Origin of the sequence: Veillonella sp. (assembly GCF_015058545.1) — a bacterium.
Taxonomy (GTDB): domain Bacteria; phylum Bacillota; class Negativicutes; order Veillonellales; family Veillonellaceae; genus Veillonella_A.
In genome coordinates, this window is record NZ_SVCB01000133.1 from 1 (window position 1) to 25,408 (window position 25,408).

A 25,408-nucleotide genomic window follows, 5' to 3' on the forward strand; every position below is an offset into this window, starting at 1 on the left:
TAGAATTTATTTGGTTGGTTTCAACGTTGTTGAAACCCGCACTCTGGCTATGTTCATTTCGTTAAAAATGATTACCTTACATTGTTCAGTTTTCAAAGATCTGCTCGCTTAATCTTCATTGCACTCAGCGCATTTCAGATTTGCGATTCAGTCACCGTCATATCTGACGATTTTTATATTATAACACCGTTGTTTTATTCTGTCAACAACTTTTTTACAAGTTATTTACGAGAATCAAACATTGTGTTACTCACAACACTGTGTGTTGTTTGTCGTCTTCAACTGACGACTTGACTATCTTACCAAATTAACACGGAGTACGTCAACCCCTATTTTGAGATTTTTTCAGATTTTTTCTTCAGCTACTCTATATAGTATAAAAACCATGTCTAATACGCAAAAACGAGGCTCTCATCTGAGCCTCGTTCAGTTTAATATACGTATGTTATACAGCAAGGCAAATTAGCTTGTATTAATATACTAGATAATATACTACTAATACTCTACTTTTTCACCCAATTCGAATTCACCTTTAGACGTAATTACACGTTCCCCTTTGGCCAAGCCATTTACAATAGCCGTATAATCATCATCGGTTTCACTGGTTTCTACTACGCGAACGTCCACCGTATTATCGGCAGTTACTACGTACACGAACTTGCCATCCTTGTTTTCACGAACGGCCTCTTTAGGAACAGCGAGTACCGGTGCTTTGGCTTCTGATTCAATAACCAACGTATAGAACTCGCCCGGCTGAATGAGACCATCCGCATTCAAGAAGGTCGCTTTTACTAATACGCTTGGCATGCCGGCGGGCGCATTGGTATCTATATACGTTATTTCGCCCGGAATCTGTTTGTCATCAATTTTTAAATATACCTTAATTGATGGTTTAATCGTCGGCTCGGCCAACTTAAGAGCAAAGTTCTGAGGAATACTTAGGGAAGCTACAACCGGCGAATTCTGCTGAATGAGCATAAACGGTCTGCCTTCAATGGCGACCTTTCTGTCTTCATTATAAATAGCTGCTACCCGCCCGTTAATTGGTGATACAATTTGAGCCTGCGCAATTTGTGTTTGCAGTTGAGCAATCGCCGCTTGGATGCCAGACGTTTCCATGCCGCCGGTGGACACATAGCCGCCACCACTCGTCACAACGGTTGCCTGCGAACGTTGCACAATGGTCTGGTATTCTTTTTCAGTAATGATCCCGTTCTGCATCATTTCACGAGCACGGTTCACATCAGCCGCCGACACAGCGCCCGGTACGATAGTCGTCTCTTGCGGCACAGCCTGTACACCACCACTGCTTTGGGCTTCACCGAGTTGTTGAATCAACTGATTAAGCTGCTGTTGCATGGTACTCGTATCGAGCATAGCCACAACCTGACCTTGCTTAACTTCATCGCCCACTTTAACCACCATCGTCGCCACCTGCCCGGAAACGGTCGGTTCAATGGTCGCTTTATTTAAAGCCGTAATATTGGCATCATTATTAATTTTAACCGGCATCTCGCGCATATCCGCCTCGGCTGTTGTTACCTTCGTCGGTCCAAAGCACCCGGCCATAAGACCGGCTACCATAACAATCATTACCATGAATAGCCATCGAAAACGTCGCTGTCGTTCTTCCATAACTAATCCTCCTTCTCCGGTTATTTTACAATCTCTTCAAATTCTTCATTGCCGTGAAAACGCTGAAAATGATCTTGCGTGCGCGCTACTTCTTTTACACTTTTGTCCAGCGCAATGACCTGGCGTAAATATTGCAATGCTTTAGCATCCTGCCCCTGGTCCGCATAAATAGTGGCTATGCCATAGACTGACCAAGTATTGGTTGGATCCTTAGCCAGTAACGCGTCAAACCAAAATTTAGCATCATTCAATTGCCCCTGCAATTTATACAGCATAGCCAAATTGTAATAATTGCTTAAATTATTTGGATTCAAATCATACGCTTTCTTCGCCAAAACCAATCCCCCCGCGGGATCACCGTTTAGCCCCATGGCTATACCTTTCAACGAATAAGCCGCATCAGATTTCGGATATCTTTGCAAAATCTCATCAGCTTTTGCAATAGCGCCGGGGTAATCATTCGACTGCAATAATTTAGTTGCTTCTTGCAATTCCGTCGTCGGTACCGGCCCTTTCATGGCAGTTGTATTAGGCGTCACAGTCTTTGCTGTTTCTACCGAAGACGACTCTTCAGAAGCTAAACCGCATCCCCCAAAAAGCAAGGCTGCACCGAAAAACAAGGCTGTCACTATATGTAATAATTTCACTAATGGCTCCTTTACTATATGCGTCAAACACGCAGTAACTATATTCTAAGATTCTAAGATTCGATATGTCAATAATTGATTTATAATTAACTTATTTACTTATTTCTATTTTGTATGCTCTTAATTATATACCATTTTGAAGATTTAAAAAATCTCTATTCTTAGAAAATCGCCGAATATAGCAAAATGGGCCCGTTTAAGTGAGTTTTGTCAAAAAAACTCAGTATCAAACGAACCCATTTATATGGAACTTGTATATCGAACTCACCAGCGAGCCAATATGTTATTTAATTACTAAAACAATGCTACTTAATATGACAAGCATCTACAATGCTACTCAATCTGATGAGCGTCTACAATACTACTTAATATGATAAGCATCTTTAAAGGCCTGCAATTGAGCATCTTCCAATTTCAAGCCCGTTGCTTCATAGACAGCAATAGCTTTTTGCATGTTTTCATACGCAGTCGGTACGATTTTGGTAAAACGCTGTGCAAAGTTTTGCCAATTGTCCAGAATATGACGGCCTTTACGACTATCTGTATGCAATACATGTGCTTCAACCAAAGATTTAATGCGTTTTAAATCTTCATTCGTAGCCGCACGCGGTTCTACCAAAGCGGTATTGCACTTGCGCACGTCAAAATCAAGAATGTACGCATAGCCACCGGACATGCCGGCCCCGAAGTTACGACCGGTCGGACCTAAGATGAGGACTTCGCCGCCGGTCATGTATTCACAGCCGTGGTCGCCCACGCCTTCCACCACGGCGGTAATACCACTATTGCGGACGGCAAAGCGTTCACCGGCACGGCCGCTTACATAGGCTTCACCGGAAGTGGCTCCGTAAAAAGCCACGTTCCCGATGATAACGTTCTGGTCTGCTTCAAAAAGCGCCGCTTTCGGCGGATATACCGTCACAACGCCACCGGACAAGCCTTTACCTACATAGTCATTAGCATCGCCTTCGAGCACCATGGTCATGCCTTTCGGAATAAAGGCGCCAAAACTTTGACCGGCACTGCCAACGAAGCTGAGTTTAATCGTATTCGGAGCTAAACCGTCAGCGCCGTACTTTTTAGTAATTTCGCTGCCCACAATAGTACCTACTACGCGGTGCGTATTGTTGATGGCCAATTTAGCACGAATCGGTTTCTGCTCTTCAATAGCCGGACGGCACATGCGGAGCAATTTGCCGGCATCTAAGGTTTTTGCCAATTCATGGTCTTGTTCGTGTTGATGGTAATGGCCCACGGAAATATCCGTATATGGACGGAAGAGAATTCGTTTCAAGTCGACGCGGGATAATTTGTAATTATCATCCACCACTTTTTGGCGTAACAAGTCTACACGACCAACCATTTCTTCTACGCTGCGAATGCCCAGTTTAGCCATGATTTCGCGAAGTTCACGAGCTAAAAAGAGCATCAGATGTTCCACATATTCCGGTTTGCCTTTAAAGTTTTTACGTAACTTTTCATCCTGCGTTGCTACGCCGTATGGACAGGTATTTAAATTACAAACACGGGCCATCTTACAGCCTACGGCGATGAGCGGCAAGGTACCGAAGCCGAACATTTCAGCCCCTAAGAGCGCTGCTACGGCAATGTCAAAACCGGTCATCAATTTGCTGTCCACTTCGAGGACGATGCGGTCACGCAAACGGTTGAGCAGCAAAGTCTGATGCGTTTCGGCAAGACCCAATTCCCAAGGAGCCCCGGTATGACGCATCCCGGTACGACCGGCCGCGCCGGTGCCCCCGTCATAACCGCAAATAAGGATGTTATCGGCTTTCGCTTTGGCTACGCCCGCAGCGATAGTACCAACACCCGCTTCGGCTGCCAATTTCACACTGATGCGAGCATCGCGATTGGCGTTTTTCAAATCGAAAATTAATTCCGCCAAGTCTTCAATGGAGTAAATATCGTGATGAGGTGGTGGCGATACCAGTTCTACGCCCGGCGTGGAGTGACGGGCTTTGCCGATTGGCGGATACACCTTTTTGCCAGGAAGCTGACCGCCTTCACCCGGTTTAGCACCTTGGGCACATTTAATTTGCAATTCCTTGGCATTGACTAAATATTCGGAGGTTACGCCGAAACGGCCCGATGCAATCTGTTTAATTTCACTGCAACGATTGTCGCCGTTTGGCAACAATTTGTAACGATCCGCATCTTCGCCGCCTTCACCGGAATTGCTCATAGTCCCTAAACGGTTCATGGCAATGGCGATGGTCTCATGCGCTTCCTTACTGATAGCGCCGTAACTCATGGCGCCCCCTTTGAAGCGCTTCACGATAGATTCTACCGGTTCTACTTCTTCGATAGCGATGCCGCCGCCCACCGGAAAATTGAACTCGAGCAAACTGCGAAGTGTTACATGGTAATCATTGCGAATTGCCGACGCATATTCTTTGTAGAGTTCATAATTATTTTCAATACAAGCACGCTGCAATAAATCAATGGTCTTCGGATTGTATAAATGAGGTTCCCCGTCCTTCATAGGACCATAGAAACCACCCGCTTCAAGGGCAGTGTCGGCCGGTTCTTCGAAGGCACGATGATGACGGCTCAATGCTTCCAACGCTACCCCATCAGTACCGATACCGCCGATACGAGTCGGTGTATTCACAAAATATTTACCGATGAAATCGCTGTTAAGGCCTACGGCTTCAAAAATCTGAGCCCCTTGGTAACTGCGCACCGTGGAGATGCCCATTTTGGACATGACTTTCAAAATACCGTTTACCGCTGCTTTAATATAGTTTTGTTCAGCCTGTTCCGGCGTAACATCACCTAAGCGACCCTGTTTTTGTAAATCCGCTACCGTTTCAAGGGCAACATATGGATTGATGGCCGTTACGCCATAGCCGATCAAGGTACAGAAATGATGAACTTCACGCGGTTCCCCCGATTCGAGGACCAAACCGATATCGGTGCGGAGCACTTTTTTAATTAAGTGATTGTGCACCGCTGCTACAGCGAGTAGTGCCGGAATGGCTACATGATTGGCATCAACGCCACGGTCGGACAAAACCAACACATTATGGTCGGAGCGCGCCGCTTCTTCCGCTTTTTCACAAAGAGCCTGTAAGGCTTTGCGCATTCCTTGAGTGCCTTCGGCCGGGTCAAAAAGAATGGATAAAACGGTGCTCTTCATGCGGCGACAATCTAATTTACGAATGGCGGCAAATTCTTTATTTGTCAAAATCGGACTATCCAAGTACACACAATAAGTGCCGCTTTTGTGCGGATCCATCATGTTGCCGCTGTTACCGAACATTACGCCGGTGGAGGTTACCATTTTTTCACGAATCGCATCGATTGGCGGATTCGTTACTTGCGCAAATAATTGTTTAAAATAACTGTACAACAACTGCGGTTTATCCGATAAAATGGCTAGCGGTGCATCAGCCCCCATGGCGCCTACCGGATCTTTGCCGTCTTTAGCCATAGGCTGTAACATGCGCACCAAATCTTCCTGAGTATAGCCGAAAGCTTGCTGCAATTCTTTCAAGTTGGACACTGTCGGAATTTCATCATCCGTCGCCTGCTCAATGCTGTCCAAGTGAATGATATGTTCTTTCACCCATTCCCCGTACGGTTTTTCAGTAGCAATGCGATGTTTAATTTCTTCATCGGATACAATACGCTGTTCCTTCGTATCAACGAGGAGCATTTTGCCCGGTTCCAAACGACCTTTATAGCGAATGTTTTCAGCCGCTTCATTGACAACGCCTACTTCGGACGCCATAATAAGGCGATCATTGCCCGTAATATAGTAACGGGACGGGCGCAAACCGTTGCGGTCCAACACACCGCCGATAACGGTACCGTCCGTAAAGCCCATAGCAGCGGGACCATCCCAAGGTTCCATCATGAAGCTGTTAAACTCGTAAAAGTCTTTTTTCTCCTGACTCATGAGCTCGTTGTTTTCCCAAGGTTCCGGAATCATCATCATCATGGCATGCGGCAAACTGCGGCCCGTCATATATAAGAACTCAAGGGTGTTATCGAACATGGCCGAATCGGAACCGGTGTCGTCAACAACAGGAAATACTTTTTTAATTTGCGGAAAATATTCTGAATCGGCTTTGCCTTCGCGGGCATTAATCCAGTTAATATTGCCGCGAATGGTATTAATTTCCCCATTATGGACTATGAAGCGGTTCGGATGAGCCCGCGCCCAGCTTGGGAATGTATTCGTACTGAAACGGGAGTGCACCATGGCCAAGGCCGACGTGAAGTCCAAATCCACTAAATCAAGATAGAATTCACGAAGCTGCTTTGGTGTGAGCATCCCTTTATAAACGATGGTTTTGGCAGACAATGAAGCAATGTAGAAATCGCCGCTTTCCGCTTTACTGAGGGGAATAATCTGTTTTTCCGCTTCTTTACGGATTACATACAGTTTGCGTTCAAACTCTTCATCGTTCATGATATTATCGCCTTTACCGATAAAAATCTGGATGAGCCAAGGTCGAATAGCCGCTGCTTCGGCGCCTACGGCATGGGAATCGACCGGCACTTCACGCCAACCGAGTACGACTTGACCTTCTTCACGAACAATGTTTTCCAAAATCGCCTTCTGCTTATTGCGAAGGGTTTCATAACGATGGGCAAACACCATGCCTACGCCATAACTCCCCACCGGTGGCAGAGAAAAACCCAATACTTCGCATTCACGACGGAAAAAGTCGTGCGGAATTTGTACCAAAATACCGGCGCCATCACCGGATGACGCATCGGCGCCACGCGCGCCACGGTGTTCCAACCGTTCCAAAATACGCAAACCGTCATCGATAATATCATGGGATTTACGGCCTTTAATATCGACTACAAAACCCATGCCGCAGGCGTCTTTTTCATAGGCCGCATCATATAAGCCCTGCTTTTGCCATTGCGCCTGTTCCTGCTGCTGAATTTCAATTTGCGTTTTGCCTTGTTGCTGTACGCTTCCTGATTTTTGATATGTCCCTTGATGTGCTTGTCCCATAAGCCCTTGCTCCTTCCAAACCCTATACTCTCTCTTTAGTTGCCCTAGCACAGGCAATTGCTATTTCTATATTAAGACAATCACTTTCGTTCAACGAGTCCATGCCCACAGCCTCCCCAAAGCTATATCAAATAGCTCCGCCGGGAATCGCTATTAGCCTGTACCAACGTCTAACAATCTATGATTATACGCCTTATATCCATTCTATAGAAAATAGATTGTTTCTATTATATACCTATTGTCCAAAAAAATCATATAGCAATATACCATACATACTGTGCATTAATCTCATGTATACAAGGTACTTCTAAATACAAAAAACCTCTCCGAATAATTTTCAGAGAGGTTTTCAGATTTTTCATACAGCCTGTCGAATACTAACAAACTGTATTTTTAATCTATTTTTAGTTATAAAATTACAATTCTACAATTTCTTAACCAATGTAGCTTCGTAGCCTACATGGCTTCACCAGTCGACAAATCGTATACGCTCACGCCATCGAGCTGCGCACTGCGTTCCGCCGTGCCCTGCTGACAGGTAAATATCAATATTTGTTCACTTTGGCCGATATGCGCCAATAGCTTCAAGGCCGCATTTTGTCGGCCTTCATCGAAGCGCAACAAAATGTCATCCAAAATAATCGGCAATGATTCTACGCGCTGTGCAAACACGCTGGCTAAGCTGAGGCGCAAGGCGAGATATACCTGATCGCCCATGCCGCTGCTCCAACGTTCCGTCGGTACCACTTCACCGGATGTGAGCACCGCTTCCACATTGGCTGTGCTGTCCCCCAATTGTAAGGTATATTTGCCGTCTGTCATCAAAGACAAATATTGCGACGCCTTCGCCATAGCTTCCGGCTGACGGTCTTTTTCATAATCCATCTGCGCCAGTTCCATGAAATGGCTTACCAAAACTTGGGTCGCCCAGGCCGTTAACGCTTCCTGCAAATCCCCTTCCAGCTGCTGTTCTTCCTGGAGGGCCAAGGACAAAGCCTTATCCTGCGACAAGGTGCGCATCGCTTCCTGAATCTGACCGCGTTTTTCATACAAAGCAGCTAAACGTTTTTGAAGGGCCGCCATTTCCGAATGGCTTCGTTCCGCTTCGGTCTGCCATTTTTCTTTGTTGCCCGATTTTAAGCGACGATACAAGGCTTCCTGACCGTCTTTCTTCGGAGCAAACAAGGCCAATTGATCACGGCTCTGTTCATACACTTTTTGCCACTGCACATATTGATCTTGCAACAATAAACGCTGACGATATTCGCCGGCCGTAGCAACACCGGTCTTTTGTAAAAACTCTTGCTGTTCCAAAAGCAACGCCTTTTCTTGGCGGCTCCACTGCTCGTATTCTTCATGATAGTTGCGACGCTGTGACTCTTTTTGTTCCCAGCGGACCTGGTTTTGACGATGGGATTTCAAAAGATTATAAACACGACGCAATTCAATCGGCGTAACCGGAATATCCAATTCCAATTTTTCCCACAAAGCAGCACAACGGGATTCAATATCCTTAAGGCTTGCCTCATGTTCTGCCAAACGTTTTTCATAATCTTTGTACTGGTTGAAATCCTCCATATACGTATCGTATTCCTGCTTCAAGGCAAAGAATTGATTGTCCGTCAAAACGCGGCTGGCCCCTTCCGGCAACCAACGCTGCCAAGCTTCCATGGCCGCATTGCCGGCGGCTTCCAATTTCTTACCTTCTTCCAGCCACTGATTATGGACCTGTTCATAGCTGTGAATTTTAGCCAGAATTAAATTCTGATTACTGAAGGCCGCCCGTTTAGCCGCCACCGAATCTTCCAAATCCTTAATATCGGCCGCCGTTTTGGGTTCCGGTAATTCCAAATCACGCGCCATGGCTTTCATTAACTCTTCCCAACGTTCCCGCTGGTGCAAAGCCGCTTCGCGAAGGCCTATTAATTTACGACCTTGCTGCCAACCGTAACCAAACGCGCCCGCTGCTAAAACGAAGCAAAGAATCCCTGCCCAAAGACCTATATCAGGAAGCACCATCATGAGGACAATACCAATGACAATAAGTGCGATGGCGCCATAGCGATATAAAGGTGACGGGCCGTTTTGGTTGAGTTCATTTTCTTTAGCTAAGCTATTTTCATACTCCGTAAAGGCCTGTTTCAATTGGGCCATGCCCGCTTCCAATTCCTTCAAGGAATTCTCTTCATCTTTCACCGTGGAGTTGGCAATGTCCGCCGGCTCAACCGGTTTACGGCCTTGCCAGTTAAGATAATTATCTTGGGCACTGCGAAGTTCACGAGCCAGTTTTTCACCGGTGGCCCAGTCCACTTTCTCCGGCATTTGAGCATCCGCCCGCCAAGCACTATGCAAAGTGCGGGACAAATCCAATTGTTCTTTAACTCGTTTTAAATAGTTACGCCCTTGTTCACAATCTTTTTGAAGTTGCGTCCACTGGCCTAATTCTTGGAACAGGTTTTCAATCTCTTGACTGTAAACACCCACCAAGGAATCGGGAGCAAAGTTTTCCGGCACGAGCCCCGCTTCTTTACCGCTCCAGAGCTTCATATTATTACGGCATTCCGTAATCTTTTCGTCCAGTTCATAGAAGGCGTCTTTTTCAAGCAAATCTGTAACCGCATAGGTATTCATCTGCTCTTTTGCATGTTCCGCCCGTTTATATACATCCCAGGCGCGTAACACAAGATCCACGTCTTTGCCGTAATCTTGCCATTCTTTGAGGCGCTCCTGCAATTCCTTTTCCGTTGTGGCGATGCCGTCCAACTCCTGTTGGTACGCCGTATAAGCCTCTTCATTTTTACCGAGGTCCGCCATCTTTTCACGGATCTGTTTCAACCGTTCCATGAGCACATTGATCTTGCGCTTGCCGTTCGCCGACGCTACGAGCAAATCGGAGGAGGCTTTTTCAATATCCTTCACCGCCGTACTGAGGCGTTCGCCCCCCTCGCCGCCGAAGAAACGGGCTCGCACTTCCACTTCGGCCAGCACATCGGCACCTTGCAATTCATCAACGGTAATGGCAAAAATTCTATCATAGGTCTTTTTGTCGAGACCATGCCACCATAGAGCCGCCGGTTCTTCCGAAATCGGCCCTTTGCCTAAAGGATAGAAGTTAAGCTTTTTGCCGTCTCGGCCGATATGATAGGACACGCCGTCCCGTTCTACCACAAGATATCCCGAGCCGTAGCCGTAAGTTTTACTTTTTTTACCAAACAACAAAAAGCGAAGGGCTTCCAATAAAGAGGTCTTGCCGCTTTCGTTGGGGCCGTAAATAACTTGTACCCCTTCACCGGCCGGTGTGAACGACCATTCGTGATAAGGGCCAAATTCCTTAATATATATTTCCTTAATCCTCATCCGTATCTCCCATGAGACAACGAGCGCCTTCCGCTTCCGCTCGTCGCAATGCGTCTAATAAAACATCATCTGTCAACAGTTCCTGATACATACCGAGTCGTTTACTTTCCGGCCGTTCCGCAATTAGATTGCGAATCGTGGAAGCTCGCTCCACGGCCGGCAGTTTGGCGATGGTATCATAACTGCGCAAATAGTCGCCTACCATATCTTCCATTTCGCGGCGCGCCGTCCAGTCCGTTACGCCCCGCGTGCGGTCCACGATACTGAAAGGCATGACGAAATTAAACTTATTTCGTTCCTCCGCCTGTGCCATTTCAAGCCAAGTTTGGCGCACTTCGTCTTGACTGCAAAGTTCATACAGGGCACCTTCGCCGGTAAGTACAATTTCGAGGAGTACCTGCTTTTTCAATTTGCGCAGCATTTCCTTCTTATGACGAATCATTTCCACCATATCGCCGGTACTGCCCAGCGCGCCAATATCGATGGTTACCTGCTCAAAGCGAATCGGTGCGGTTTCGTGAAACTGCATGGTCACGCGACCTTTGGCGGTCACATCTACTAAATAGCAGCCTTTAGGGCCCAATTCTTTTTTATGAAGGCCTTGAATATTGCCGGCATAAACCACATAGGGCGTTTCGTTTAACACCTGCCGTTTATGAATATGGCCGACAGCCCAATAGCTCATAGGCGACGCCGTAAGTTCCCCCAACGTAGTAGGGCCCACCGTTTCGTGCTCACCGGCTGAACCTACGGTACCGTGAAAAATCCCGATGGAAAAAGGATCGTCCGACCAAGGTTTCAATTGCTGTGCCACATTGTCGGCCCGGTTCTGATTGCTCGTACTGATGCCGTAGATATACGCAACCACCTTGTTTTTCACATATAAAGGCTGTCGCTCGCTCTCTTTGGCGCTGAACACATACACGGAACTTGGCAAGCTGATTTTGGCCGCCCAACTTTCTGCCGGGTCATGATTCCCCTGTACTAAAAATACGGGAATCTTATGCTCGCTTAAACGTTCACATTCATAGGCGAAACGCACCTGTGCTTCCAAATTATGTTTTTCACTATCATAAATATCGCCCGTAATCAGCACGGCATGAACCTGCTGTTCGATGGCAAAATCCACAATATTCGTAAACGACTGATAGGTAGCACGATTGACTGCCTCGTCCACTTGCTTACCTAATGATTTCAAATATTTAAAAGGAGTCCCCAAGTGAAGGTCTCCGCATTGTATAAAGCGAAATGGTATCATCTCACATTCCTTTCCAAGCGTTACCCAGTTCTTTTACGGCCGCTTCCAATTCGTTGGTCGGAATCGCACTGAACGACAACAGACAACGTACTTCGTCATCGCCGTCCGCTTCAATGCGCACATCACAACCGGCCTCACGGGCTTTTTGCAAAAGAGCGTCCGCTCCCTTATCCGTAAAAATCGTAAGACCTATATAAACACCGCCTTCCGGCAGATATACTTTAACGGTATCGCCAAATGTTTGCTGCAACTGTGCCGCTAACACTTTACTTTTATCCGCATAGTGCTTACGCAAACGGCGAATTTGTTTGGACCACTCGCCATCCTTAATATAACGCGCCCATACGAGCTGCTCCATGACACCGGCGCTTTGCCGATACGATGTGCGATAGGTTAAAAAATCGCGCCACAGCACCGGTGGCAAAACCATGTAGCTGATGCGAATGGATGGGGGCAACACTTTGGACGGCGTCCCCAAATAGATAACCCGCTCCGTCGTGGCCATCCCCTGCAAGGAGGAAATGGGCCGTCCGTAATAGCGAAGTTCGCTGTCATAATCATCTTCAATGAGATAACTGTTTTGCTCCGCCGCCCAGTGTAACAATTCCTTACGTCGGCCTACACTCATGACTCGGCCCTGCCTGTCGCCATGAGACGGCGTGCAGTACAAGGCCTCCACACCGGCTTTGCGTAAGTCTTTTAATAAGGTTTCGCTATGCTGGTCCACGGTGATAACGGTAAATCCGTAATCGTTAAAAATATGCGTTACCCCGATGATAACGCTGGCATCAACGGCCACCGTGGTGAGGCCGGCCCGTTTTAAAAGAGCTGCCAGCATCATGACCATGGCCTGGGTACCGCTGCCGATAATAATATGATCCACCGTGGTGCGCACAGCGCGGGCATTATTCAAATACTTCGCTAGCTCAGCCCGCAGTTCCGGTTCCCCTTGCGGATGGCCGTATGCCAAAAGCCGTTCCGGTTCACGCAAGATATAACCGATATAACGCTTCCACCGCGTATAGTCAAAACCCTCCGGATCCATGGCGCCGGTAGCAAAATTATAGCGAATCGGTATGGCCTGTGTTCCGTTAGCGGGTAATTCGTCTTGATTAGTGGGCCTAATTGGAACCTCATAAGGGCCGTTTTTTAGCATGCCTCTAGTGTCCAATTCTGTTATCGTTTCGCCTGAACTATTGTCAACCGCGGCAGCAGACTCGTTACCGTCATACGAGTTGTCAACGTCATAATCCTTTTCAAAATGAGCGCCGTTATCCAATAAAATCGGTAAAGGCAACACTTCATAGGGCGAGCGATCATGCGCCTTAATATAGCCTTCCGCAGCCAGCTGCAAATAGGCCTGCTCCACCGTAATCTTGCTGACACCCACTTCACCGGCCAACGAACGTACCGACGGTAAACGGGAACCGGCCGCATATTGCCCGTGCTCAATTCGAGATTTAAGGTACTGATAAATCTGTTCATATAAAGGGGTGACACTATTTCGTTCAATTGTTAACAGATGCCTCGCCCCCTCACCGACTTTTAAGCCGTGTAAAACAATACTTACTACATTACTTCTTATTTTATCACAGCCTCTTGAAAATGGTAATCTGTCCTATCCATTTTTTGTAAATTTTTTACAAACTGACATTACAATTGTTAACCATATTTATAATTTTCGGTTATTGTTAACTATGATTAAAATTCATGGTTGACTATCTTAAATCATGTTCGTATAATATAGGCAACGGCTAATGGTTAATATCAAGTAGACCCACAGCCGAAGCTCCCAGGTAGAGCGGGATAAACTAAAGAAATACAGAGGTGTAGGTTCATGACAACAAAACAAACTATTGGCTATGAAGAAATTATTGCGTACGCCCAACGCATCTTAGATGGTGGTGAAATCACCCCAAAGGAAGCAGAAGAATTAATTCATGTTTCCGACGAAGATACAATGATTTTATTGGCTATGGCCGATAAAATTCGTCAAAAATTCAGCGGCAACGAAGTTGACCTTTGTGCGATTGTTAACGCACGTTCCGGCAAATGCCCTGAAAACTGTAAATTCTGCGCCCAATCGGCTCATCACGAAACAGGCGTTACCGTATATCCGTTTATGAGCGAAGAAGATATTGTGGAACATGCTCGTAAAGCGAAAGAAGCCGGTGCTATCCGCTTCTCCATCGTAACCAGCGGTCGTAACACCAATAATCCTAAAGAATTTGAACAGATTTTGAGTGCCCTTCGTCGTATTCACGAAGAAACAGGCCTTGAAATTTGCTGCTCCTTAGGTCTTCTTACTTACGAACAGGCTGTTCAATTGAAAGCTATCGGTGTAACTCGTTACCATTCCAATATCGAAACGGCACCAAGCAACTTCCCTAACATTTGCAGCACTCATAACTTTGCTGACAAAATGTCCACTATTGAAAACGCTAAAAAAGCAGGCATCCGCGTATGCTCCGGCGGTATCCTCGGCCTCAATGAAACCTTGGAACAACGCGTTGAAATGGCTTATGAATTAAAACGTCTCGGCATCGATTCCGTGCCGCTCAATATTTTGAATCCAATCAAAGGCACACCATTTGAACACAACAAACCATTGCCTCCATTGGAAATTTTACGTACATTTGCCATGTTCCGTTTCGTATTGCCACATGCTCAGATTCGTACAGCCGGCGGTCGTGAAGTTAACCTCCGCGACTTACAGGCCTTAGCATTATCCGGCGGTCTCAACGGCATCATGGTCGGCGGTTACTTAACCACCGATGGTCGTTCCCCACTCCAAGACTTACAGATGATTGAAGACTTACATTTGGAACGCACCGCGCCACAGCCTATTCAAACTCAGGCTTAATTCGTTAACACTTCATTGCCGGCAACTTCATCACAACAGTTTGCCATCAACTTCATCCGTGACAAGCTGACAACTAACTTCATCTCCGGCAATGAATGTTTATAAAAAAATTTTTCATTAACTTTCTTCAAACACACTACAATATTACAACCTAAAAAGGACCCCTCACAGGGTCCTTTTTAGGTTAACAAAAACGGTCTTACTCACCCCTAAGCGAAAGTAAGACCGTTTATTTTTAGCCAATCAAACTGACCGCACTTTAACCAATCAGCACAAACCAGTGACACTTTGGCAAATCATCATTAGCCACCGAATTTTTCAGTAAAAAATGAGCTTATAAGCCCCACAAAGCTAAAAGCGGTTCATAGATAAAGTGTAAGAAGCTCCAAGCGCCGAGCCCGCACACAGCACCTACCAAAGCACCGTTAATGCGGATCCAGCTTAAATCATCTTCCACTTTCGATTCGATAAAGTAGATAAACTTCTCCGTGCTGAGGGATCCCAGTACCTGCCGTACAATGACGCCCAGTAATGCGTGACTGCGCATTAACACATAGCCGGCCATGTGCTGACACATATTTTCCAGTTTAGCTTCCAATTCCGGATTTTTACTGTAAACAGCCCACAATTCCTGCAAAGACTGTTCCAGAACATTAACGGGAGTCCCTTCTTCAAAGGTATCTTCCTTATCGGACATGTGAATTACATTATGAATGTACGGACACGCATAACTTTCCAAAATGGATTCCCAGTCCTGTTCGTCAATCCAGCGTTGCCATACATCGTCGATAGCTTTGCCGACCGTGCTGTTATAAGCCAATTCCTGCAAAGGACCAAGCCACTGTTGCATCCACACCAGACGCTCCGTGCTGCCCGGCTGTTTCCAGCGCTCCAATATCATGTAGAGCTCACGCAACATGGCCATAGCCATATCGCGGGCATTGATGATATCAAAAGTTTCCGAAGCGCCAATCAGAATGGCGGACAGAATATTTTCCTTACGGGCCTGAATCTCGCGATCAATCGTATTCGTAAGCCAGAACAAAACTTGCGGTTTATCGAGGGCTTCCTGCAAAAGCATGATGCCCTTAATAATCGTCGTTTCGTGCTTATTGGTTTTACAAACATCCGTTAAAAACTGCTGCAAAGGTCCCGTAATCGACTGGCGATGCAAGAAATAACGAAGCTTCTCAGCCCCCCAAGCAGCCCATTCCTTTTCACTGCGACTATGCCATACTACATGGAGCAAACTGCGCAAGGCCTTACGAATGTACTGGCGGCCCTTATCACTCTTGATATAACCGTCAATATAGGGAACGAATTTCACCGTCTTCAAGGCTCGCTGACACTGTTCCAACGTCAACAGACGCGTTTCAATGAGATTAACCAAACCGGAAATCATGCGTTCTTTATTGCGCGGAATGAGCGCCGTATGATACGGGAAGCCCAGCGGTTTACGGAACAACGCCGTCACGGCAAACCAGTCCGCCACGGAGCCGATAAGAGCCGATTGGACGAGCCAATATAAGGCATCATACCAAGTTGCGGTAATGTAGAACTGCCCCACAAAAACCAGAGCGTATAAAACGGCGGAGCCAGCTAATATGCGATTAGCCCATACGCGATACGGTACACCACCAATCATAAGCTAACACCTCCTTGCACGAGTTGCGCCGCCACATAGAAGAGACCGCCCAACACGGCACCTACCAAGGAGCCGTTAATACGAATCATCTGCAAATCATGATATAACTTACCTTTGATTAAATCGGACAAGCGTTCCGGCGAATAGGAATTTAATTCCCGCACCACCGAAGTATCTACGAAGGGGCGTAATTTGCGAAGCAACGGAACCAGTTGATACAAAAGTAAACGTTCCAAGCTCTGCATTTTTGCCTTATCCTGCAACAAACTGCGTGCATAGGATTCCGCTTCTTCTTGCGCCCGTTTGAAAATCCCCTGCCAAGCTTTAGTATCACCGGCCATATCGACATCTTCCAAAGCATCCATAAGCCAGGTATTCTTTTTGTTTTCTATGTACGCACGCCACTCTTTATTGCGCTCCAACTCAGACAAAAGCCAAAGCACTTTGTTGTACACATACTGCCCCATAGGGGAGTAAATCGATTCTTGAGAGCGTAAAAACTCCGTTGCTTTACGCTGAATTAATTCAGCCACCCGTTCCGGTGAAAAACTGTCACTGCCGAGGGCCAACGCCAGCTCTCGCCAAAAGGAGTTTTCCGCATAACGGCTCATCATCGCTGCCACGATGCCCGTAATATACGGCTGTATCCCTTCAGAACCAACAAGGCGTTGCGCCATGCGATTAAGGTAGAGCCACAACGTCTCCGCCGTTTCATATTTCATCAAAAGATGACCAAAACGAATGAGGAGCGGTGCCACTTCCCAGTGTTCTACGCCCTGCTTAATAGCGCCCGTCACTTCCTTGCGAAGGGGCGCCCCGTCAAAGCGATTGCCTAACTGTGAGCCGACTTCTTCGATAAATTGATTCAATTGCTTACGCCCGTCATCACTCAAAAAGTACATAAGAATGCGCTTCGGCAACTGTTCTTTTTTAATAATCGTATATACCGGCTGCACTCTGAGGAGTTCTTCTACCATCATATAGCGGGCCGTTTCTACCAAGCGAGCCTTACTGCGCGGTATGAGGGCCGTTTTATAGGAAATGCCTAAGGGCTTTTTAAATAATGCCGTCACCGCATACCAGTCGGCCAGACCGCCAATCATGGCGGCGCCGCTTACATGTGTCAAAAAGCCGAATAAGGGCTCTTGGCGAAACGGATAGACGCCTAAAAATATAATCATCATACAAAACAATAAGCCGGTGGCAATCGGCCAATCCGTTCGTTGTTTCATACTCAATCCTTTCGAACTATTCAATACTATACTCACCAAATTCAATCGAACTATTCAATACCAACTCAGTTAATTCAGCTGAGCCGATTAATACCATATGCTCTCACATCAATTGAATTATTCAATACCATACTCTTCTAATTCAACGCTGTCGCCCGTATGTTTCGGACTCCAAACCGGCATATGTTCATACAAGGATTTAAAGTATAACGAAGGCTCCCAAACAGGACCGTGACGATGCATCGGTACAAATAATTTTGGCAAACGGCCTACGGCATGTAAAAACTCAAAAGCGCCCCATTCACGGGCTTCTTCCAAGCGATCATCAACCGGGAACATGGCAAGATCCGGCGTGATGCCGGCAATGCGCTTAAATTCCTTGGCCGCAAAATCGCGAGCAAAGTCGATATTTTCCGGCGTGTCACCAAGCCAATGCCACCAGTTCAAATCGCCGGCATGGAAAATCGTAGCATCACCGGTATCGATTAAGAAGGAGCCGCCTTCATCGGTGGAGCCGTACATGGTAACCTTAAGATCTTCAACGTACGTCGTATCCCCTACGGCCATAACCGTAGTGCGTTCTTTCGGCATATCTTTATGTGGCACATCGGTATGCACGATGTAACGCGTTGTAGGACTGTTAAAATCCAAAATAGCCGGTGAATAATGGTCACCATGCCAATGGGTCACGAAGAACCACAACACTTTACCGGCCTCTTGCGCTTTTTTCACAACCTGCGCTTCATCTTTCCAATAATCAAAGACATAGCAGGTATCACCGGCATCAAGCATAAAACCGCTGTGTTCTAAATAATATAGTTTCATAGTATCACCTCTACTTAAGAGTCATAGATTATGTAAAGTAATATTTCACAGCCTCAAATAGGAGCTCCGAAACATCGTATTGATAATATTATTGCTAACATCTTATTGATAATATTATTATTGACAACTTCTATTATACCATAAAACACAAGCTAAAAAACTCCGTTATCGTCAGAGTTTTTCAAAAAACTACTACAATAACGGAGTTTATTATTCATTCGCTATATGAAATTCTTATTCAACACTTTCAGCTGCTGCAATAGCTACAACATCTACAATGTCGGTAGCGAAGCAACCGCGGGACAAGTCATGAATCGGAGCTGCCAAACCTTGAATCAATGGTCCAAGAGCGGTAGCGCCGGCAAAACGTTGTACCAATTTGTAACCGATGTTAGCTGCCTGAAGGTCAGGGAAAATCAAGATGTTAGCTTTACCGGCAACTTTGCTGCCTGGAGCTTTGCGTTCAGCAACAGATGGTTCGATGGAAGCATCAAGCTGTAATTCGCCGTCGAAGTCGAAATCTACATTGCGTTCTTTCAACATTTCAACTGCTGCAACTACTTTATCTACTTCAGGAGAGGACGCAGAACCTTTAGTGGAGAAAGATAAGAAGGATACGCGAGGGTTAGTCATGTTACCAACTTTGCGAGCTTTTTCTACGGAAGATTCCGCAATGTCAGCCAACTGTTCGGAAGTTGGGTTAGGAATAACGCCGCAATCGGAGAATATGAGCATACCGTCGTCACCATATTGTTTTTTGTCAGAGAAAACAAACATGGAGCTGGATACGGTTTTAAGACCAGGTTTAGTACCTACAACCTGTAAAGCGGCACGCAATACATTAGCCGTAGGGCTGGCAGAACCGGCTACCATGCCGTCAACTACACCGAGGTGTACCAACATAGCGCCGAAGAACAAGCAATCGCCAAGCATAGTTGCTTTTGCTTTTTCAGGAGTCATACCTTTTTTAGCGCGTTTTTCTACGAAAATGTCAATCATTTCAGGTAAACGATCATAAGTTTCAGGGTTGATGATTTCAGCACCTTCAACGTTGAAGCCTTCTTTTTGAGCCAAAGCTTTAACTTCTTCAGGGTTACCAACCAATACAGGGGTTGCAAAACCTTCTTTAAGAATTAATTCAGTAGCTTCTAATACACGAGCATCTTTGTATTCAGGTAATACAATTTTCTTGCCTAATGGTTTTACTTTTGCTTTTAAGTTTTGTACTAATTCCACAATATCGTCCTCCTTGACTGTGAACGGTCCCCTTCAACGGACCTTTTATACTATTTTATTATACCAAATCTGCAACAGAGATTAAAGGGGCTCATGTCATATTACTTTTTGTAAATTAATATGACTTTTAGAGATAGGTCAATTGCTAATTTTACGCCACAATCGTCAGGAACCGATTTTATCAGCTAGTTGATAAAATTCACCCCGGTAGAACTATGTATGATTTTTAGCACAAACCCCGATATGACTTCATTTTCCTACATTTTTTCTATGATTTTTCTGAAAAAAATTATGTAAAAATTTCTTAAAATTCTCATTTACAGTATACGTGGACTGGGGTATAATATTCTCAAATGTTAATCATTTTATCCACCATAGGTTTACATAAGGGTTAACAATAGGTATTAGGGGTATTATTTTTAGAAAAGGGGTTTACGTATGAAAAATTCTAACATTCGTTTCATTTGCGAAATCGCCATCTTGGCCGCCATGATTGGGATTACCGGCGCTATTAAATTACCGAATGTGATTCCCGGTATAGAATTCCAGCTATCCGCACCACTCGCCGTTGCCATCTGCTGTGTGTTCGGCTTTAAACGCTATATCATTGCCGGTTGCTTAGCCAGTGCCATTTCCCTCATGTTGGGCACCCATAACTTATTAAATGTAGCGATTCAGATGCAATTCCGCGTTATTGCCGGGGCCGTTCTCTATTTAGGTCACCGAACCGTCTGGTCCCAGGTAATTGCCGGTCCGATTGCTTCTATTATTGCGCGCCTCACCTTGGGCCTCTTCTTCGGCAAATTAGCTATGGCTATGATTCTTATGGCCGTACCGGGCTATATTTTCACCGCCATCTTCTCACCGCTCTTAGTTAAAGTGTTGTCCCGCGTTCGTCGCTCTGTTCCGGCACTCTCCGGAGGTGACAAAGCTAATGCTTTATAGTATTCGTATGCGCTCGGCCAAAGGTGGTGCCCATGAAAACGGGGGGCATCATATTTCCGGTGCCGAACGAATTTTAAGTAAAGAAGAGTTAGCGCAAACAGCCTCTGAACTCGTGACCAGAGCGTTAACCCACAGTAAAGGCTGTGCCGATTTTATCCGCATCACCATCGATGCCATTGAAGATGACGCCATTCAATATAAGCCGGCTTTAGACGTAGCCATCACCAAAGCCGACTCCGTAGCGGAAGGTCTCGAGGAAGCATACCGTCTCCTCGAAACCTCCGGCATTCATCGCGAAGCTATTCAAAAAGCGCTCCATACCCTCCGCAGTCAACCGGAAAACATGCGCGGTGCCTTAATCTGCAACGCCGAAACCGGCGAACGACTGGATGATTTAGGCCTGCGCGGTGTCCGTGTCAGCCGCATGGCCTTTGCCGAACCGGCTAAAGCTATCGCCCATTTTGAAAAAGAAGGTCACACCGGTGTTCACTTTGAAGAAGCGTTGGTTCTAGCCTCTAAAGTATTAGGTTATGAAGACATTCTCGGTGAATTCTGTGTATCCGACGATCCGGACTACGCCGTGGGGTATGTAAGTTACGGACACACCTATCACCGCTTAACGCCGGTCAAAGAATTAGGTGACCAGCGCGGCGGTCGCATCTTTTTTGTAAAACCCGACACCGACCTCGACTCCTTGCGCCATTACTTGGAAGAAACTACCGTTTTGGTAACAATTGAAACGATTTAGCAAATTTTGTTATAATGAAGGTAGGAAATTTCAGAGAGATTATTATAATTAAAAACGTTTTTTATCGTCGATTGTTAATTATAAGCGGGGAGTTACTATGTTTAGAAAAGCTATCTGGGAACAAATGAATCAAGAGCTGGAAGTGCTCAAAGAAGAACATCGTTTTCGTCAATGTGTCGCCTATACGCCTATCGATAGTACGCATATCGAATTGGACGGCAAAAAGTATTTAATGATGGCCTCCAACAATTATTTGGGCTTTACCCATAATACGGATGTCGTTGCAGCGGCTCAAAAAGCCATCGAAACTTACGGTACCGGTTCCGGCGGTGCCCGCCTCACGTCCGGCACCAATCCAATGATTACGGAACTGGAAGAAGATTTAGCCTTCTTCAAAGGCACCACCAAAGCATTGGTTTTCAACACAGGTTACATGGCCAATGTGGGCACCATTTCCGGTCTCATGAAACCGGGCGATCACATCCTCAGCGATGAATTAAATCACGCCAGCATCATCGATGGTTGCCGTCTCAGCGGCGCCAACGTGCACGTATATCGTCACAGCGACATGAAACACTTAGACGAACTGCTTGCAAACTTGCCGTCAACGGGCAAACGACTCATTGTTACCGATGGCGTTTTCAGCATGGATGGTGATATTTGCCAGTTGCCGACCATAGTAAATCTCGCCAAAGAGCACGGTGCCTTGGTTATGGTAGACGATGCCCATGCGACCGGCATTATCGGCGAAGGCAAAGGGGTTGCTCATCACTTTGGCTTAAGCGATGACGTAGATATTCAACTGGGCACGCTCAGTAAAGCCCTCGGCAGTGAAGGCGGTTACGTATGTGCCAACGAGGTCATCATCAATACCTTGATTAATCACGCCCGCAGCTTTATCTTCTCCACCGCTTTAGTGCCGGCCGCCGTAGGCGCTGCCAAAGCCGCTTTAGCACTTTTGGAAAAAGAACCGTATCACATTGCGCAGTTGCGCGCCAATGTGCATGATATGTCTAAATATTTAGAACGTCACAATATTCCGGTGGCTCACAATGCAATTCCAATCTTCCCTATCATTGTAGGGTCTGATGAAAAAGCCTTGAAAGTTCAGGACAAGTTATTTGAAAAAGGCATTATCTTAACGGCCATTCGCCCACCAACCGTGGCGCCCGGCGAAAGTCGCCTACGCTTGACAGTAACCGCGGACCATACGAAAGAAGAATTATGGTATGTAGCCGATTGCTTGGGCGAAGCGTTGAAGGATTAAATCAGCTAATTCTTAGCTCCAAAAAAGCAGAGGATGTAACGCATATGCGTTACATCCTCTTTTGATTTATACTGCTATTTTATTTACTTAAGGTAATCGAATCGAATTTCGTACCATCCGCCAAATAGGCCTCAACGGTCAAGCTGTTGTTATCTTTGCGCAGTACTAAATAGTTATCCCCGTCAAGATAAGGTGACACATACTCATCCAACGGATGTTCCTTCCAAATCTCAGCGTATTTCACATCACCCGCTACACCGGTAATGATATAGTAAGGCCCTTTTTCACTGCGTTGGAAGTTTTCCACATGGCCGCGACGGCGATACATATGATAATGGGCCGACAATACCATGTCCACATCATATTTTTCAAAAACCAGCATGAATAGTTCACCCATATCGCTGAAGCCGGCCGTCATTCTCGACACCTTGGTATTCGGATAACTGAAGGTATCGCGATGCATAAGCACTACTTTCCACTTCTTAGTAGTAGCCGCCAAGTCTTTTTCAAGCCATGCCATTTGCTCAGCCCGAACTTCATCGCGGTAGCTTTCATTCATTTCATTAAATTGCGTATTGAGCACCACGAAATGCACATCACCATAATCATAGGAATAATAGGCGCGTCGCGAAGAATCACCGGCTCCCTCGCTATAAGGCTCTGCATCGGGACCATCAAATTTAAAAAAATGATCGTACGCCGTGGGCTCTTTTATTTGCCAATCTAAGGAATAGTATTCGTGATTGCCGCTCACACCGACGAACGGAATATTGGCAATCATCGGCTCTACCGAACGAAACCAAGAATCCCACTGATAAGCCGACTCGCCATTATCCACAAGGTCACCCATGTTTACAAAGAAAGACGCTTCCGGATTTTCCTTATATGCCGTAGCTACCAAATCTTGCCAACCGCGATAATCCGCGGACTGTGAATCCGGAAATATTAAGGATGCAAACTTCTCAGCATCCATGGTGTGCAGCGTATGCCAACCCTTAGTTACTACATTCTTACCTACCTGATATTCATAGGTTGAATTTGGCGTCAAACCGGTAAGTTCCGCCCGATAAATATAGCGAACCGTTTTATCTTCTTCAAATCGCTCCATTGTAGCCGGTATCGTTTCAATCGTATTGTCCGATGCCCCCGCCAGCTTATACAATACAACCGGATCCGATTCCGGAGCATGAGTTTCCCACATGATAATGCGGGACGTCGTCATATCCGGCGTAATTAACTGCCGTACATACATCGCCTCAGTGCCTGCCTGCGGCATCAATTCATAATATAAGGTACGCCCTTGGCGCAATATACCGGCGCCCCAAGCCGTTGAACTTATGATGACGCCCAACACAACTACCAGCGCCACCGTTGCACTCACCCACGTGAGCCAACCCCGCTGCTTTTTTTCCTCCATATTTGCTTAACTCCTCTTTTTTGTTAACTCTATGCATTCAAACGAATATTTACAATCCACAACTCATCGAATAATCTCTATATCTTATGTTTTTATTATATAGTTTGAAGTTAACTTCAAGTCAAGCATTATATGAAATATTATTTTATTTTTACAAAATTTGAGCACAAACATTATATTTAAATGCTTAAAAACAATATACAGACTCTAAGCATTACACTTAAAGTCTGTAATTAAAGATCGTAGCAAATCAGCGTATTCGGATGCATATCGGGACACTCATGGCCACTCCCATGTAAGCAAAAGTGGTTGTTATATTTCTTAACGCCCACGATTTGCACAGAACCACCTGATTGCGGGACGACCCAAGAAGAAGGACTTTGCACATCAACGGCCGTCATAGTATCTATTTTTTTGGTACTAAACGAATGCCACACACCATCCGTATGATCTTTCTTGCCAACTTGGAATACATATTCTTGATTAGGCTCTAAATCAGCGATTTCAACACTATACACATAGAGGCGCACGGTTTTATCTTCTTTAATCACATCCGCCGTAGCCGGCACGACTTTAATCGTGCTGTTATCTTCGCCTTTTAACTTATACACCACCACCGAATTCAGTTCGAATTCCGTAGTCTCCCATAAAATAGTCCGTTTAGTCCCCATATCAGGCCCTACCAATTGCCTTATATATAAAGGTTTTGTCCCTGACAACGGCATATATGCATGATAAGCCGCATCAAACCGTTCCCTCAGCGTACTTCCCTCTTGATTTACAATTATCCCAAAAAGCCCTCCAACCAGAATCATTATAATTCCGATTAGGCTGGTTACTACCTTTAATCTCGTACGCTTCATCACATCAATACTCAACTTTCTAGTCCAACTTCTAACGTACTTCGGATAACCACCACACAAATAAAAAAACTGTAAATAACTTATACCCGTATATGTATACTCATCTAAAACCCTAAAATATAATCCCTAATTACTATTGTGTCCATTTACATATACATATTTATACTGTTATTCACTTAAACAGCGTACCGCTGCGCAACCCTATACCTATCTTTATAATTATGCATTTATAGTGAAAAGCAATGCATGTTTCTTAAAACAATTCTCAATTTCTTCTTCATGACCCCTTTATTTTACCTTTTCTATTATATCTCATATGTAATATATTGTGCAATATTTATAATCAAATTTTACAAGTAAATTGCAATATGAAATTGAACACTTTTAAAAACCCAGTAACTTATTAACTTCTTCAATGAAGACTTCTTGTGGTGTCCGGTAGTTCAGAATTTTGCGTGGTAGTGCATTACACCA

The 25,408-nt window shown here is 45.5% G+C and carries 16 protein-coding genes; 4 read left to right on the forward strand and 12 right to left on the reverse strand.

Annotation, left to right across the window (positions count from 1 at the left end; translation table 11 throughout):
- Window positions 1-495: 495 nt before the first annotated feature.
- The 6 genes from E7204_RS08400 to E7204_RS08425 form a co-directional block, all read right to left on the reverse strand.
- Entirely contained in the window at window positions 496-1,635 is a 1,140-nt protein-coding gene (locus E7204_RS08400; protein ID WP_295183540.1) for an efflux RND transporter periplasmic adaptor subunit, read from the reverse strand.
- A 20-nt stretch (window positions 1,636-1,655) separates the two neighbouring features.
- Window positions 1,656-2,282, reverse strand: coding sequence for a tetratricopeptide repeat protein (locus E7204_RS08405; RefSeq protein ID WP_295183543.1), 627 nt, complete (start codon window positions 2,280-2,282; stop codon window positions 1,656-1,658).
- Between the two features lie 361 nt (window positions 2,283-2,643).
- Window positions 2,644-7,278: a glutamate synthase large subunit gene (gene gltB, locus E7204_RS08410; RefSeq protein ID WP_295183546.1), complete on the reverse strand. Its 4,635-nt coding sequence runs from the start codon at window positions 7,276-7,278 to the stop codon at window positions 2,644-2,646.
- Window positions 7,279-7,734: 456 nt separating this feature from the next.
- On the reverse strand, window positions 7,735-10,635 hold the full coding sequence (locus E7204_RS08415; protein WP_295183549.1) for an AAA family ATPase: 2,901 nt from the start codon (window positions 10,633-10,635) through the stop codon (window positions 7,735-7,737).
- Entirely contained in the window at window positions 10,625-11,893 is a 1,269-nt protein-coding gene (locus E7204_RS08420; protein WP_295183552.1) for a DNA repair exonuclease, read from the reverse strand. The genes E7204_RS08415 and E7204_RS08420 overlap by 11 nt, the downstream gene beginning before the upstream one ends.
- A gap of 1 nt (window position 11,894) precedes the next feature.
- Window positions 11,895-13,478: a PLP-dependent aminotransferase family protein gene (locus E7204_RS08425; protein WP_366483670.1), complete on the reverse strand. Its 1,584-nt coding sequence runs from the start codon at window positions 13,476-13,478 to the stop codon at window positions 11,895-11,897.
- A gap of 252 nt (window positions 13,479-13,730) precedes the next feature.
- On the opposite strand from E7204_RS08425, the gene bioB reads away from it, so the two are divergent.
- The gene (bioB, locus tag E7204_RS08430; protein WP_021842376.1) at window positions 13,731-14,756 is read left to right on the forward strand and encodes a biotin synthase BioB; all 1,026 of its coding nucleotides are present in this window, start codon (window positions 13,731-13,733) and stop codon (window positions 14,754-14,756) included.
- 334 nt (window positions 14,757-15,090) lie between these two features.
- Here the strand turns inward: bioB and E7204_RS08435 are convergent, their stop codons facing one another.
- The 4 genes from E7204_RS08435 to pta form a co-directional block, all read right to left on the reverse strand.
- Window positions 15,091-16,401 carry a DUF445 domain-containing protein gene (locus E7204_RS08435; RefSeq protein WP_295183556.1) on the reverse strand — a complete coding sequence of 437 codons (1,311 nt, stop codon included), beginning with the start codon at window positions 16,399-16,401 and terminating at the stop codon, window positions 15,091-15,093.
- Window positions 16,398-17,633 carry a DUF445 domain-containing protein gene (locus tag E7204_RS08440; protein ID WP_295183558.1) on the reverse strand — a complete coding sequence of 412 codons (1,236 nt, stop codon included), beginning with the start codon at window positions 17,631-17,633 and terminating at the stop codon, window positions 16,398-16,400. Before E7204_RS08440 ends, E7204_RS08435 begins: the two co-directional genes overlap by 4 nt.
- A gap of 117 nt (window positions 17,634-17,750) precedes the next feature.
- Window positions 17,751-18,458 carry an MBL fold metallo-hydrolase gene (locus E7204_RS08445; RefSeq protein WP_295183560.1) on the reverse strand — a complete coding sequence of 236 codons (708 nt, stop codon included), beginning with the start codon at window positions 18,456-18,458 and terminating at the stop codon, window positions 17,751-17,753.
- A 234-nt stretch (window positions 18,459-18,692) separates the two neighbouring features.
- On the reverse strand, window positions 18,693-19,694 hold the full coding sequence (gene pta, locus E7204_RS08450) for a phosphate acetyltransferase (RefSeq protein ID WP_295183562.1): 1,002 nt from the start codon (window positions 19,692-19,694) through the stop codon (window positions 18,693-18,695).
- 438 nt (window positions 19,695-20,132) lie between these two features.
- On the opposite strand from pta, the gene E7204_RS08455 reads away from it, so the two are divergent.
- The 3 genes from E7204_RS08455 (at window position 20,133) to bioF (ending at window position 22,654) form a co-directional block, all read left to right on the forward strand.
- Window positions 20,133-20,639, forward strand: a complete 507-nt coding sequence (locus tag E7204_RS08455) for a hypothetical protein (RefSeq protein WP_295183565.1) — start codon at window positions 20,133-20,135, stop codon at window positions 20,637-20,639.
- Window positions 20,629-21,387 (forward strand): 6-carboxyhexanoate--CoA ligase, encoded by a 759-nt coding sequence (locus tag E7204_RS08460; protein WP_295183568.1) that lies wholly within the window; start codon window positions 20,629-20,631, stop codon window positions 21,385-21,387. The genes E7204_RS08455 and E7204_RS08460 overlap by 11 nt, the downstream gene beginning before the upstream one ends.
- Window positions 21,388-21,484: 97 nt before the next feature.
- Window positions 21,485-22,654: an 8-amino-7-oxononanoate synthase gene (bioF, locus tag E7204_RS08465; RefSeq protein ID WP_295183571.1), complete on the forward strand. Its 1,170-nt coding sequence runs from the start codon at window positions 21,485-21,487 to the stop codon at window positions 22,652-22,654.
- Between the two features lie 79 nt (window positions 22,655-22,733).
- Here the strand turns inward: bioF and E7204_RS08470 are convergent, their stop codons facing one another.
- Together E7204_RS08470 and E7204_RS08475 are read right to left on the reverse strand one after the other, a co-directional pair.
- Window positions 22,734-24,071 carry a metallophosphoesterase family protein gene (locus E7204_RS08470; protein WP_295183573.1) on the reverse strand — a complete coding sequence of 446 codons (1,338 nt, stop codon included), beginning with the start codon at window positions 24,069-24,071 and terminating at the stop codon, window positions 22,734-22,736.
- A gap of 233 nt (window positions 24,072-24,304) precedes the next feature.
- A complete protein-coding gene (locus tag E7204_RS08475) occupies window positions 24,305-24,742 on the reverse strand; it encodes a fibronectin type III domain-containing protein (protein ID WP_295183576.1) in 438 nt (145 codons plus the stop codon).
- Between the last annotated feature and the right edge of the window lie 666 nt (window positions 24,743-25,408).